General features: G+C 69.0%; 11 protein-coding genes, 1 tRNA gene and 2 pseudogenes. 10 read left to right on the top strand and 4 right to left on the bottom strand.

The genetic code is table 11. The features are described from left to right. Nucleotides 1–41 precede the first annotated feature (41 nt). Nucleotides 42–118 (top strand) — tRNA-Arg (locus EDF69_RS14395). Between the two features lie 11 nt (nt 119–129). On the opposite strand, the gene EDF69_RS14400 is transcribed toward EDF69_RS14395, so the two are convergent. Together EDF69_RS14400 and ada are read right to left on the bottom strand one after the other, a co-directional pair. Then, on the bottom strand, nt 130–714 hold the full coding sequence (locus EDF69_RS14400; RefSeq protein ID WP_132882079.1) for an isochorismatase family protein: 585 nt from the start codon (nt 712–714) through the stop codon (nt 130–132). A 56-nt stretch (nt 715–770) separates the two neighbouring features. Continuing rightward, entirely contained in the window at nt 771–1,835 is a 1,065-nt protein-coding gene (gene ada / locus EDF69_RS14405) for a bifunctional DNA-binding transcriptional regulator/O6-methylguanine-DNA methyltransferase Ada (protein WP_132882078.1), read from the bottom strand. A gap of 126 nt (nt 1,836–1,961) precedes the next feature. On the opposite strand from ada, the gene EDF69_RS14410 reads away from it, so the two are divergent. Then, nucleotides 1,962–2,996, top strand: a complete 1,035-nt coding sequence (locus tag EDF69_RS14410; RefSeq protein ID WP_132882077.1) for an oxidoreductase — start codon at nt 1,962–1,964, stop codon at nt 2,994–2,996. 123 nt (nt 2,997–3,119) lie between these two features. Then, nucleotides 3,120–3,458, top strand: a pseudogene (locus EDF69_RS14415) (transposase); the annotation flags it as partial. Between the two features lie 240 nt (nt 3,459–3,698). Here the strand turns inward: EDF69_RS14415 and EDF69_RS14420 are convergent. Then, entirely contained in the window at nt 3,699–4,724 is a 1,026-nt protein-coding gene (locus EDF69_RS14420; RefSeq protein WP_132884636.1) for an IS110 family transposase, read from the bottom strand. Nucleotides 4,725–4,774: 50 nt separating this feature from the next. Between EDF69_RS14420 and EDF69_RS14425 the strand changes: the two are divergent. Both EDF69_RS14425 and EDF69_RS14430 read left to right on the top strand, forming a co-directional pair. Further along, a pseudogene (locus EDF69_RS14425) lies at nt 4,775–5,230 on the top strand (IS5 family transposase); the annotation flags it as partial. Between the two features lie 339 nt (nt 5,231–5,569). Further along, entirely contained in the window at nt 5,570–6,082 is a 513-nt protein-coding gene (locus tag EDF69_RS14430) for a MucR family transcriptional regulator (RefSeq protein WP_132884256.1), read from the top strand. Between the two features lie 4 nt (nt 6,083–6,086). Here EDF69_RS14430 and EDF69_RS14435 read toward each other — a convergent pair whose 3' ends face one another. Further along, complete coding sequence (locus tag EDF69_RS14435) at nt 6,087–6,683, bottom strand: alpha-ketoglutarate-dependent dioxygenase AlkB (protein ID WP_132884257.1); 597 nt, start codon at nt 6,681–6,683, stop codon at nt 6,087–6,089. An 88-nt stretch (nt 6,684–6,771) separates the two neighbouring features. Between EDF69_RS14435 and EDF69_RS14440 the strand changes: the two genes are divergently transcribed. Genes EDF69_RS14440 through EDF69_RS14460 form a run of 5 tightly spaced genes read left to right on the top strand, consistent with a single transcriptional unit; the run spans nt 6,772 to nt 12,927 of the window. Next, a complete protein-coding gene (locus EDF69_RS14440; protein ID WP_132884258.1) occupies nt 6,772–7,275 on the top strand; it encodes a chemotaxis protein CheW in 504 nt (167 codons plus the stop codon). Then, on the top strand, nt 7,272–8,708 hold the full coding sequence (locus tag EDF69_RS14445) for a CheR family methyltransferase (protein WP_204991391.1): 1,437 nt from the start codon (nt 7,272–7,274) through the stop codon (nt 8,706–8,708). The genes EDF69_RS14440 and EDF69_RS14445 overlap by 4 nt, the downstream gene beginning before the upstream one ends. Beyond that, the gene (locus tag EDF69_RS14450) at nt 8,705–9,241 is read left to right on the top strand and encodes a chemotaxis protein CheW (RefSeq protein ID WP_132884259.1); all 537 of its coding nucleotides are present in this window, start codon (nt 8,705–8,707) and stop codon (nt 9,239–9,241) included. The genes EDF69_RS14445 and EDF69_RS14450 overlap by 4 nt, the downstream gene beginning before the upstream one ends. A gap of 4 nt (nt 9,242–9,245) precedes the next feature. After that, nucleotides 9,246–10,901, top strand: a complete 1,656-nt coding sequence (locus tag EDF69_RS14455; RefSeq protein ID WP_132884260.1) for a methyl-accepting chemotaxis protein — start codon at nt 9,246–9,248, stop codon at nt 10,899–10,901. A 10-nt stretch (nt 10,902–10,911) separates the two neighbouring features. After that, the gene (locus EDF69_RS14460) at nt 10,912–12,927 is read left to right on the top strand and encodes a response regulator (RefSeq protein ID WP_132884261.1); all 2,016 of its coding nucleotides are present in this window, start codon (nt 10,912–10,914) and stop codon (nt 12,925–12,927) included. Nucleotide 12,928: the final 1 nt, after the last annotated feature.

Here is a 12,928-nt window from a genome sequence, read left to right on the forward strand (position 1 = left end):
GTTCCGCTTCGGCGCAATGCGCGCTAACGGAACGCGTGCGTGCGCCCGTAGCTCAGTTGGATAGAGCACGAGCCTTCTAAGCTTGGGGCCGCTGGTTCGAATCCAGCCGGGCGCACCAACGACTCCCCCTCAGCGCAGCGCGACGGCCTGGCCGGCGAAATCCTCGGCCAGCACCTGTTCGATCGGGCGCGCGATCCCGCGGGTCAGCGCCTGCGGCACGGTCACGCGAAAGCCGCGCTCCACCAGTCCGTCAATCGCCCAGCGCACGCAATAGTCGGCAGCCACCCCGATCACCACCGCGTCCTCCACGCCCCGCGCCCGCAGGTCCCGGAAGAACGCGTCCCGGTCCGCGGACACGCCCTCGCGCACCGGCTCCACGCGAAGACCCGGCTCCTCCCACATGGCGAACACGCCCTTTTCCAGCCGGTAGGTCGGGATCGCCGGATCCACCACCTCGGGATCGAGCACATTCTGCCAGCCCGGCGTCTCGCGCACGCAGTGGATCGGGAACTGCTGCGCCTCGGGCAAGCCCGGATAGGTGTCGGCGAAGTGGGTATCGAAGGTGAAGAGCACCGCAGCGGTCTCCTCGGGCGCAAGCGAGGCCAGCCACTCGGCCATGGGTGCCGCCAAGGCATCTGCGCCCGCAACGGCCAGGGCGCCGTCCGGGTTCATGAAATCCGCCTGGGTGTCGACCACCACCACGACTTTCTTCACGGCCTTCTCCTCACGCGTGGGTGTCGCGCACGCCCTCGTCCGGCAGCGTCGGCGGGTCAATCCCCGCGCGCCGCGGCTTCGCGGTCGAGCAGCACGCGCTTGCGGTCCGTGCCCCAGCGATAGCCCGACAGGGCGCCGTCGCTGCGAAGCACACGATGGCACGGGATCGCCAACGCGTGCGCGTTGGCGGCACAGGCACCCGCGACCGCGCGCACCGCCTCGGGTGCGCCGATCCGCTTCGCGATCTCCGAATAGCTCGCGGTCGCCCCCGCCGGGATCGCGCGCAGTTCCTCCCACACCCGCCGTCGAAAAGCGGTGCCGCGGATGTCGAGCGGCAGATCCAGCGTGGCGGCAGGAGCCTCCACGAACGCCACCACCTGCGACACCATCGCGGCAAAATCGTCGCCGCCCGGCTCCAGTTGCGCGTTGGCGAAGCGACGGCGAAGGTCTGCCACCAGCGCATCGGCATCGTCGCCCAGGAGCAGCGCCGCGATTCCTGCGGCGCTCGCGGCGACCAACAGATGGCCGAGGCTCGTCGGCGCGACGGCGAAGCGCAGGGTCTCGGCCGCGCCACCCTGGCGATAAACACCGGGCTTCATCCCCAGCACCGCGTCCGCCTCGGCATAGAAGCGGCCGCTCGAACCATAGCCGGCGGCGTGGATCGCCTCGGTGACACCGGCGCCCGCTTCCAGCGCCGCCCGTACCCGCCCGGCACGGTGCTCCGCGGCATAGGCGCGGGGCGTGACGCCCGTCACCGCCTTGAAGCGGCGCTGGAAGTGGCTCGGGCTCATCTCGGCTGCGGCGGCGAGTGCCTCAAGCGTCGGCATGGTCTCGGCCATCTCAATCCTGCGGCACGCCGCTGCGATCTGGTCGAGGCCGGCCGTGCGCATGCCGTCCGCATCGGGCCGGCACCGCAGGCAGGCCCGAGCGCCCGTCCGGCGCGCGTCCGCGAGCGTCGCGTGGATCGTCACATTCTCAGGATTGGCGGTGCGCGAGGGGCAGGACGGCCGGCAGTACACGCCCGTCGTCGCCACCGAGTACCAGAACTGCCCGTCCGCGGCCGCGTCGCGGGCAACGATCCGGGCCCAGCGCGGGTCTTGTGCAACATGCTGCTGTGTCATCGCGACCTCCTGCCCCACGCCTGCCTCATGCCGCAGCGCGACACACTCCGTTCCTTGCGCTTCAATCCAAGATAGTGGCACCGACCAGGAGCACCAACACGCATCGCCGCGAAAGGAACATCCACCATGCTGAACGTCGGGCTGATCGGTTTCGGGCTTGCGGGGCGCGCGTTTCATGCGCCGCTGATCGCCGCCACCCCCGCCCTCCGCCTCGCCGCAGTCGTCACGTCGCGTGCGCAGGAAGTGGCAGCGCTGTATCCGGAGGCTCGTGCCGTGGCCTCCGTCGACGCCCTGCTCGCGGACCCTGCGATCGATCTGGTGGTGGTGGCGACGCCGAATGACACTCATGCGCCGCTCGCCCGCGCCGCGCTGGAGGCCGGCAAGCATGTCGTCGTGGACAAGCCCTTTGCCCTCAGCGTCGAGGATGCGCGCGAACTTGCCGTGCTTGCCGTGACGCACGCGCGGATGCTCACCGTCTTCCACAACCGGCGCTGGGACACGGACTTCCGCACGGTCGAGCATCTGCTGCGCGACGGCACGCTCGGCGAGGTGCACCTCGCAGAACTGCGCTGGGACCGTTTCCGTCCCGCCATCAAGCAAGGCTGGCGCGAGACCCCGCACGCCGGCGCAGGATTGTTGGCCGACCTCGGCCCGCACCTCATCGACCAGGCGATCCGCCTGTTCGGCGTGCCGGAGGCGGTGTCGGCGGACATCGCGATCCAGCGGGAGGCGGCGCAGGTGGACGACTATTTCGAGCTGACGCTCCACTATGGAAGCCGCCGGGTGATCCTGGGCGCCGCCTCTCTGGTCGCGGCCCCCCGCCCCCGCTTTGCGTTGCACGGAACGCTCGGCAGCTTCGTGAAATACGGCATCGATCCGCAGGAGCCGGTGCTGCGCGCGGGCGGAACCCCGTCCGACCCCGGCTATGGAGTCGAGCCGGAATCCGCCTGGGGAACGCTTTTCGACGGCGAGGCCGGGGAGCGTCGCCTGCGCAGTGCTGCCGGGATTTGGCCGCGCTTCTATGAACAGGCCGCGGCCGCCATCGTCGAGGGCAGCGCTCCGCCCGTCGAGCCGGAGGATGCCATCGCGGGTCTCGAATTGCTCGAACTCGCCCGGCAATCCGCATGCGAAGGACGTCGACTTCGCTTCCCCAGGCGCTGATCCGAATATTTTTATCGCGGCATCCGCAACGTCCCCGATGTCTTGCCACCATTGCAGTTGCTAGGGTCAGGACCCATTGATGTGATCGTCGCGATCTGATTCAGGCTCCGCGAGGAGACCGGAATGAGTGACCTGTTTTGGCTGACGGATGAGCAGATTGAGCGGCTGCGGCCGTTCTTTCCCAAGAGCCACGGCCGGCCGCGGGTGGATGACCGACGGGTTCTGAGCGGCATCGTCTTCGTCAACCGCAATGGGCTGCGCTGGCGAGATGCGCCCAGCGCCTATGGGCCACACAAGACGCTCTACAACCGATGGAAGCGCTGGGGTGAGGCAGGCGTGTTCACGCGGATGATGGAAGGGTTGGCGGCGGCAGGCGCCGAGCCGAAGACGGTTATGATCGACGCCACCTACCTGAAGGCGCACCGCACGGCATCGAGCCTGCGGGTAAAACGTATGGCTCGCCCCGTCGGCAAGCGGTTTGTGTCTGATGTTCTGAGCAGTCTGCGAAAACGTATCCGGCCTTCCAACACGAGGTTGTTGGCCAAGATGGAGATCCGCGCGTCCTGGTCCTCATAAAGGGGCCGGCATCGAGTGCCATTTTTAGCCATAGGGTTCCGGGACACCGGTCGACTGTCAGGCCATCTTTCACTCACCTCCCGCAGACATCATTTAGCTGGCGCAAGGCGCGCCGGCCGAGCTTGTTCAGGCTGCTTGTGCAACCGGATCGTAGGTGCGCTCGTGTCGCAGCAGCGCCCACACGATACGCGCCATCTTGGCGGCCAATGCCACCACGACGGTGTTGTGATGAGAACGTGAGAGGAGACCGCGCAGCCAGGCGCCAAGTCGCGTATCGCTCTTGCTCATGACCGGCAGGGACGCACGCGCACCTTGGATCAGGTTCTTGCGCAGGTAACGGCTCCCACGTTTGGTGATACCGAGCAACCGCGGCTTGCCTCCGGTCGTTGCCTGCCGCGGCACCAAGCCCAGCCATGCGGCAAGGTCGCGCCCGCGCCCGAAGGTCCGGGCATCCCCGATCGCTGCCACCAGCGCAGTGGCATTAAGCGCACCGATGCCGGGAATGGTCAGCAATCGCCGTGTCCGTTCATCCGCCCGAGCCGCATCGGTGAACTCGGCATCGAGATCTGCGATCCGTTCGTCGAGCGCGCTCCAGCGCAGGCGCATGTCGCTCACCAGCCGGTGAATGCGGGAGCCGAGTACCGGTTCGTCACCATCCAGCATCTCACCCAGCCGAAGGGCAAGCTTTGCACGCCCCTGTGGGACGATGTAACCGCGTTCGAGGAGGAGGCTCCTGATCTGGTTCATCAGGGAGGTGCGGTCTCCGACAAGCTGGTCACGGATACGATGGAGCGTCTGCATGTCGAGTTGCTCCTCGGTCTTTAGCTCGACAAACCGCATAGTCGGCCGTGTCGCCGCCTCGGCGATCGCCTCGGCATCACGATCATCGTTTTTCTGCGCCTTGACGTAAGGGCGGACGTATTCCGGCGACATCAATCGTACCGCATGGCCTTGTCGCGCCAAGGCACGTCCCATGTGATGCGCACCGCAGCAGGCCTCCATCGCCACAACGCAGGCCGGCAAGGTCGCCGCGTAGGTGATGACTGTCTCGCGCCGCATTCGTCGGCGGACGACAACCTTGCCAATTGCGTCCAGCCCAACCACGCTGCAGCTGTTCTTGCCAAGATCGATCCCGAGCACAGAAATGTCCATGACCTTCGCTCCTTCCGCAAACGACCCGCTGTCGTGAAGCAACAACGGTTCAGATAAGGGGCGAGCCATCCATAAAGGGGGGCCTTGGCCGCCTGATCGGACGCACCAAGGGCGGCATGAACACCAAGCTCCATGCCGTAGCCGATGCGAACGGACGCCCCTTGAGCTTCTTTATGACCGCCGGGCAGGTCAGCGATTACACCGGGGCGGCCGCGTTGCTGGACGACCTGCCGAAGGCTCAGTGGCTGCTAGGTGACCGCGGCTACGACGCCGACTGGTTCAGGGATGCGCTCCAGGCCAAGGGCATCCAACCCTGCATCCCAGGGCGGCGGTCCCGCAACGAGCCGGTCAGGTACGACAAGCGCCGCTATCGACGCCGCAGCCGCATCGAGATCATGTTCGGCCGCCTCAAGGACTGGCGACGCGTCGCAACCCGCTACGACCGCTGCCCGACCGCCTTCTTCTCCGCCATCGCCCTCGCTGCCACCGTCATCTTCTGGCTGTAATCAACGAGTCCTGACCCTAGCAACCGGGCAAGCAGCAGCCTCACTACCGAGGCTCAAAGTGACTTTATCGGCCATGCACGTCCGTTCGGATGCTTGGCCGCCCTCTATTACCCAATACGGTAACTTACGTTTCGCGGAGGAAGTGCGACTCGCCACTGTTAATCACGAATAAATCCTTGCTTTGTATGGATCCGGAGGTGCTTCGCCCGACTCGGCACACACGCGATGCTGATCCGGTACTTTGGCTCCGAAGCCGCAAGGTGTGGCTGGCAACACCCTGGAAAGTTGACGCGCTGCACGGAAAGTCCCAAGTGCGCGCCGATGAACGGAGGAATGAAGATGGCCGAAGACGTTTCCGAGTTGAATGCGGTGGAACTCGCAACCGAGCTCACCATCGCCTGGCTCAACAATGCGAACAACCGCGTGTCGGCCGAAGATGTGCCGACCTTCCTGCAGACGATGCACGCGACCGTGGTTGGGCTGAGCGGCGGCGCATCTTCGGAACCGGTCGAGACGGCCCCGACGGAAGATTACACGCCCGCCGTCTCGGTGCGGAAGTCGCTCGCGTCGAAGGACCACATCATTTCGATGATCGACGGCAAGCCGTACAAGACCCTGCGCCGCCATCTGGCAGGGCACGGACTGACCCCGGAACAGTATCGCGAGCGCTACAATCTGAAGTCCGACTATCCGATGGTCGCGGAGAATTATTCGCAGAGCCGCCGCGACATGGCCAAGCGCATCGGGCTCGGCCGCAAGCCGCGCACCGGTGGCGACGATGCGACCGCCGCAGAGGCGCCTGCCGCCCCGAAGCGCCGTGGCCGCAAGCCCAAGGACGCGACCGCCGAGTGATCCTTCAACCCTGGGCCAGCGCCGCCGCGCGCCGGCCCAGGGCCGACAGGCTGCGGAAGGTGACCGACCAGCGCGTGCGCTCCATCGCCGCGATGCCGTGCTCCCACGCGTGCCGCGCCTCGCCGGAAAGATGGTAGATCGATCGCGGTGCAAGCGTCAGGCTGCGGCGCTCGAAGCCGGTGTCGGTGCGCCGCCGCAGGCGCAGGACGGCCGGCTCTCCCAGCGAAATGCCCACGACATGCTCGAACATCGGCCGGTCGCGGTGCCAGCCGATCCCCGCCCCCGGGTCGTAGCGGATGAGCAGCGCCTGCTCGAGCTCGGCCGCCGGCATCCCCGCGAACGCCGCCGCGCGCTCCCGCAAAGGCCCCCGGAACGCCGGGATCTCCACCCCCGGCGCGATCCGTCCCCGATCGAAGTCATAGCTCCAGCCGAACGACGTGGTCAGCCGCTTGCCCGTCCACCCCTGGAAGCGGAACGGCGTCAGCTCGCACGCGTCGATCGCCGCCACGAGCGCTGCCTCCTCAGGCGCATCGAGCACCTCTTCGCCATAGGAGAGGCCCGGCAGCAGCGGGGTTCCGAACAGGTCTAGCTGGGCGGCCATGTCGTTCCAGATAGGAAGCGGGCACCTCCCCCGAAAGACGCGCGTGGCGGGGAGACGGGCCGGAAAGCCCGCGTTATAGAAGCCCGCGATGCCCAATCGTGCCCCCGATCCGCTGCTGCTGTTTCGTGCCGGTGACCACCGGCTCGCGCTCCCGGCGCGGGACGTGCGCGAGGTGCTGCCGCTGCTTCCGATCGCGCGGCCGCCGACCCTGCCCCGCCCCCTCGCCGGCTTCGTCGACGTCCGGGGCGAGACGCTGCCCGTCCTGGCACCCGCACTTCTGTTCGACGGCGGCATTGCCTTGGGCACCTTGGACCTGTTCTCCCATCTGATCCGGCCGCACGGGCCTGCTGCCACCATGCCGTGCCTGCTGGTCGATCGCGTCGAGGACATGGTCACCCCCGATGCCGACGCCATCCGCCCGGTGGAGGCCGAGGCGAGCCACAATGGCGCGATCCTGGCCGAGGTGACGCTGCCCGACGGCCCCGCACACCTGTTGTCGCTCGCCCGGCTGCTCAGCGAAGCGGAACGCGAGCGGCTGGCGGCCCTAGCAGCGCAGGCGGAGGCGCGCGCCGCCGATTGGGCGATCGGGTGAGCCTGGCCGCGCAGCGCCACGCGCTGCCGTCTGCGCCGGTCGACGATCCCGCCTTTGCCGGCATCAAGGCGCGGATCGTCGAGCGCACCGGCCACCATTACTACGTCGACAAGGACGACCAGCTGTTCGAGCACATCGCGCGCCGCATGGCCGCGAACGGCATCGACGCGCTGGCGGACTATGCCGCCCGGCTGGCGGACCCGATCGCGGCGGCCGCGGAATGGCGCGCGCTCGAAAGCGCGATCACGATCAACGAGACCTTCTTCTTCCGCTTCGCCGAACAGTTCGACGTGCTGCGCCGCTGCGTGCTGCCGAAGCTGCTGCGGGAACGGCGGGCGAAGCGCCAGCTGCGCGTGTGGAGCGTCGGCTGCTCGACCGGGGCAGAGGCCCACTCGGTATCGATCCTGCTGCGCGACCTGCTTGGAGACGCAGTCTCCGACTGGAAGATCGGCATCACCGGCACCGACATCGACGATGCCGCGATCGCCGCCGCGCGCGAGGCGCGCTACACGTCGTGGGCATTGCGTACCCTGGGAGAGGCGGAACGCGAGCGGCTGTTCGATCGCGAAGGCGACCGCTGGCGGCTGAAGGCGCGCTATCGCGGTCTCGCCCGCTTCGAACACGCCAACATGATGGCGCTGCTGGACGATGACGCGCCGCTGCAGTTCAGCGAGTTCGACATCATCCTGTGCCGCAACGTCCTGATCTATTTCCGCAGCGACGTCGCCAAGCAGCTGGTCGGCGCGCTGGTGCGCCGGCTCGCGCCCACCGGGCTGCTGTTCATCGGCCATGCCGAGCCGAACCCGGAGTTCGCGGACGTCGCACGTCCGGTGCTGGTCGATGGTGTCCTTGCATATGCGCGGCTCGACGCGCCTGCGGAGCTCCCCGTCGCTGCGCCCGCACCGCCGCCCTCTCCGCCGGCATCCCCTGCCCCGCCGCGCGTCGCGCCGTCCAGGCCGGCCGCCCCGCCCAGGGCCGCGCCCGCCGCAACCCCGGCTCCACCGCCTGCCGCGCCCCCGCCCGCACCGCCAGCGCCAAAGCCCGCCGCCGCCGGAGAAGTGCGCACCGCGCTGTCCCGCGGCGACGCGAGCCAGGCACTCGAACTGGCGGAGCAGGAGGCGCTCGCCACGCCGCGCGACCCGGTCGCCCACTACCTCGCAGCGCTCGGCGCCCTCGCGCTTGGAGACGGGGTTCGTGCAGAGCGGGGATTTCGCAGCGCGCTATATCTCGATAACGGGTTCGCGATGGCGCATTATCTGCTTGGCCGACATCTCCTGGCGCATGGGCGCGACGCCGAGGGCAACCGCGCGCTCCGCAATGCCGCGCGCGCAGCCGCCGGGATGGCGAACGACGCCGAGTTGCCGGAGGGCGACGGCATGACCGCAGGTAGCCTCGTCGCCGCCGTCCGCGCCACCCTCGGGGGCGCCGCATGAGCATGCCGGGAGACGTCCGGGTCGCAGCGCCCTTCCTCGATGCAGAGGCCGTCGCAGCCGTGCTCGCGGAGCGCCAGCGCGCGCTCGCCCCGCCCGAGGCAGCCGACCAGCGCAGCCGCATCCGCGTCCTCACCTGGACCCTGGGCGAGGAAACCTATGCGACCCCGCTCGCGGACCTCTTCGAGGTGGCGGCGATCCCGCGCGTCACCGCGGTTCCGGGCGCGCCTGCCGCCCTGGTGGGGCTGATCGCGTGGCGGGGCGCCGTCCTCAACCTCTTCGATCCGGCCGTGGCGTTCCGCCTGGCCGCCCCCGAGGAGCCCGGCCGCGCGATGCTGGTGCTGCGCCATGCGGCGCCGCGCATCGCCCTCCAGGTCTCCGCCATCACCGCCGCCGCCGCCGTCGTCGATCCCGGCGCCACGGGCGGCGAGGCATTGACGCGCTTCGTCGAAGCGGACGGTGGCCAGCGTCTGGCCGTCGTGAACACTGCGCTGCTGATCCAGCGGCTCCTCGCCCGTCCCCTGCAGGAAGGATAAAGCCTTGTCGGTTTCCACTCGGATCGTTGCCGGGTTCGGCATCATCACGGCCATTCTGGTCGCGTTGGGCCTCTACTCGCTCCAGCAGGTGGGCGTGGTCCGCTCGAACGTCGATCGGATCGTCCAGCGCGATTATGCCGCGATTCTCGATGTCGACTCCATCGCCCGTGCCGAGGCACGGATGCGCGAGGCGCGGCTGATGGCGGTGATGCACGCGATGCGCAGCGGCCGCGGCATTCCGGGTGACATCACCGACTGGCAGTCGCGCGCCAACGAAACGGCAGCCGCGCTCGCGAAGCTGACCGCAACCGCGGAGAAGAACCGCGAGACCGCGGTCAACCAGGGCCGCATCGAACAATGGCGCCAGCTGTCCGAGGGCGCGCAGGCGGTGCAGGCGTCGTTCGATCGCCTGCGCCCCGCGAGCGCACGCCAGCTGGAGATGCTGGAGAACGGCAATATCGAGGGTGCGATCGAGGCGGGCGAAGAGATTGATCGCCACCATGCCGCGCTCGCGCAGAGCCTCGGCCAGGTCCGCACGATCGTCAGCAACACGATCGAGGTCGGGCGGCGCGCGACCCAGGACGTCTATGAAAGCACGCGCACGTCGATCCTGATCGGGCTGCTGATCGCGATCGCGGTCAGCGTCGTGGTCGCCTTCACGATCCGTCGCTCGATCACCGGGCCGCTGAGCGACTTCATGAGTTTCGCCGGCCGCATCGGCGAAGGCGACCTGTCGGGCGAGACGCGCATCACCGGCAGCGACGAACTCGGCCAGCTGGGTGCCACCCTCAACACGATGGTGGTGGGCCTCCGCGAGATCGCCCGTCAGAGCCGCGCCGCCACCGAGGACCTGAACGCCGCCGCCACCGAGATCCGCGCTTCCACCCAGGAGCAGGCCGCCTCGGTCGAGGAACAGCTCGCCGCCGTGCAGGAAACCGCCGCTACCGTCGACGAGATCACCCATTCGGGCGCCCAGATCACGTTGCGAGCACAGGAAGTGATCGCCGCGGCGCAGGCGACCGCCCAGACCAGCGACACCGGCCGCACCGCCGTTCACGACACCGCCCGCGCGATGGACGCGATCCGCGAACAGGCGGAGGCGGTCGCCGGCAACATCGTCGCGCTGTCGGAAAAGACGCAGACCATCGGCGACATCATCGCGACCGTGAACGACGTGTCCGAACGCTCCCACCTCCTCGCCCTCAACGCCTCGATCGAGGCGGCGGCGGCCGGCGAGCAGGGCCGCAGCTTCGCGATCGTCGCGTCGGAGATGAAGACGCTGGCCGACCAGGCGAAGTCCGCCACCCGCAACGTTCGCTCGATCCTGGGCGACATCCAGCGCGGCATCAACGCCTCGGTGATGCTGACGGAGGAAGCCGTGAAGCGCGTTGCATCGGGCAAGGAGCGCACCGACGCCAGCCAGTCGGCGATCAACGAGCTGGCGACACGCGTGCAGGAGAACGTCCACACCTTCCAGCAGATCGTCGCTTCCACCAACCAGCAGCAGATCGGCATCGAGCAGGTGACCATCGCGCTGCAGAACATCCGCCAGGCAAGCCAGCAGACCGCGGCCAGCACCCGCCAGCTCGACCAGGCGGCGGGCGACCTCACCCAGCTGTCGCGAACGCTGGTGGGCCTGACCGAACGCTATCGCGTCTGAGGACGGACGGGTGGACGAACTCCGCGCAGAACTGCTCGCGGCCTTCGCCGCCGAGCTTGCCGAGCACATGGCCGGCATCCGCGAGGCGCTTGCGGATGCCGCCGCCGGTCGCCCCGTCGATCTGCGCGAGTTCAGCCGCCGCACCCACAGCCTGAAGGGGGCGGCGCGTGCGGTCGACCTGCCGGCGACCGAAGCGGCTGCCCATGCCGCCGAGACCATCCTGCTCGCCGCAGAGCGCGGGGAACGCGCGCTCGATACCGCGACCTTGGCCGAGCTGCGCACCCTGGCCGACGCGATCGAGGACGGCGCCCGCAGCGACACCAAGCAAGAGGACGCGCCGGAGGCGACCGCCGCGGCATCCTCGACACCGACGGATCGCGTGCACGTCGCCGGCCGCCACGTCGAGCGGCTCGCACGCTCGGTCCACGACCTTGCCAACCACATCTCCGAGCAGGACCGGATCCTGGAGATGGTCGAGGTGCTCGGGGCCGAGCTGGCCGACATGCCTGCCACGCAGGACGGCGAGCTTGCCCGCCGGATCGCCCGCCTGGTCGGCAGCACGGAACGACTGCGCCGCGAAGTCGGCCGCCAGCGCTGGGCGCTGGACCGCGCCGCCGCCAACATCGAGCGGGACGCGGAACGCATCCTGCTGCTGCCGGTGGCCACCCTCTTCGAGGGGCATGAGCGGATGGTCCGTGACCTTGCCACCAGCCAGGGCAAGTTCGCCGAGCTTACCATGGAGCCGATCGAGGCGGAGGCGGATCGCCGCGTGCTCCAGGCGCTGCGTGAGCCGTTGCTCCACCTGCTGCGCAACGCGGTCAGCCACGGGATCGAACCGCCGGCGGTGCGCGCCCGGGCTGGCAAGCCGGAGGGTGGCACGATCAGCGTCCTCCCCACCACCGATCGCGGCCGCCTCAACATCGTGATCCGCGACGATGGCGCCGGGCTCGACCCGAAGGCGATCGAGGCGCGCGCGCGGGAGGCGGGACTGATCGCCGCCGGCGCGCCCACCCCATCCCGCCGCGCCCTTTACGCGCTGCTGTTCGAGCAGGGCTTTTCGACCAGCCGGACGGTGGACGAGGTTTCGGGCCGCGGCATCGGCCTTTCCGTCGTGGCAGAGACCGTGCGCCGGCTGCACGGCCGCGTCCGCATCCTGCCTGGCCGTCCGATGGGTACCGAGATCCGCTTGTCGGTGCCGCTCGCCCTCGCCCGCCAGGCGTTGTTGCTGGTGGAGGCCGGCGGTGGCCGGCATGCCCTTCCCGCGGCCAGTGTCGATCGCGTGCTGCGCCTCACCCCGGACGCGTTCGACCGTACCGAGGGGGGTGCGGTGCTGATGCTGGAGGAGGAGGCGGTGCCCGTCGCAGAGCTGGCCGACCTCCTCGGCCTGCCGGCGTCCGAAGCGCCCGACGGCGCCCGGCCTGCGGTGGTGATCGAAGGATCGGACCAGCGGCGCGTGCTGCTGGTGGATGCACTCGACGACGTCCGCTCGCTGGTGGTGGGCGATCCGACGGCGGTTGCCGCCGACGTGCCGCTGATCTGGGGCACGGTGCTGCTGGAGGACGGCATCGCGCTCGTGCTGGAGCCGGAGGCGCTGCTCGCCGCCGACGCGTCCGGCCCCCGCCGCCGTCCGCGCATCGCGCCTGCGACCCGGCCGGTGCAGCGCACGGTCCTCGTCGTCGACGACTCGATCACCACCCGCACCCTCGAAAAGAGCATCCTGGAGGCGCAGGGCTACCGCGTCCTGATCGCGGTCGACGGCCTTGCCGGGCTGGAGCAGCTGCGCGCCGGGATCGAGCCGATCGACCTCGTGGTGGCAGACGTCGAAATGCCGCGCATGGACGGTTTCGGATTGCTGACGGCAATACGGAACGATCCGGCCCTGCAAGCGCTTCCCGTCGTCATGATGACATCGCGCAACAGCCCGGACGATATCGAGCGTGGACTCCAGCTGGGTGCGAATGCCTATGTGACGAAGCAGGAGTTCGACCAGGGGACGCTGATCTCCGTCGTACAGCAGCTGGTCTGAG

Origin of the sequence: Sphingomonas sp. JUb134, from assembly GCF_004341505.2 — a bacterium.
Classification (GTDB): Bacteria; Pseudomonadota; Alphaproteobacteria; order Sphingomonadales; family Sphingomonadaceae; genus Sphingomonas.

What these genes read in the sequence shown, in the direction of transcription:
- EDF69_RS14450 (WP_132884259.1), top strand. Translation starts at nt 8,705, where the DNA reads ATGAGCATGCCGGGAGACGTCCGGGTCGCAGCGCCCTTCCTCGATGCA.
- ada (WP_132882078.1), bottom strand. Translation starts at nt 1,835, where the DNA reads ATGACACAGCAGCATGTTGCACAAGACCCGCGCTGGGCCCGGATCGTT.
- EDF69_RS14440 (WP_132884258.1), top strand. Translation starts at nt 6,772, where the DNA reads ATGCCCAATCGTGCCCCCGATCCGCTGCTGCTGTTTCGTGCCGGTGAC.
- EDF69_RS14435 (WP_132884257.1), bottom strand. Translation starts at nt 6,683, where the DNA reads ATGGCCGCCCAGCTAGACCTGTTCGGAACCCCGCTGCTGCCGGGCCTC.
- EDF69_RS14430 (WP_132884256.1), top strand. Translation starts at nt 5,570, where the DNA reads ATGGCCGAAGACGTTTCCGAGTTGAATGCGGTGGAACTCGCAACCGAG.
- EDF69_RS14410 (WP_132882077.1), top strand. Translation starts at nt 1,962, where the DNA reads ATGCTGAACGTCGGGCTGATCGGTTTCGGGCTTGCGGGGCGCGCGTTT.
- EDF69_RS14420 (WP_132884636.1), bottom strand. Translation starts at nt 4,724, where the DNA reads ATGGACATTTCTGTGCTCGGGATCGATCTTGGCAAGAACAGCTGCAGC.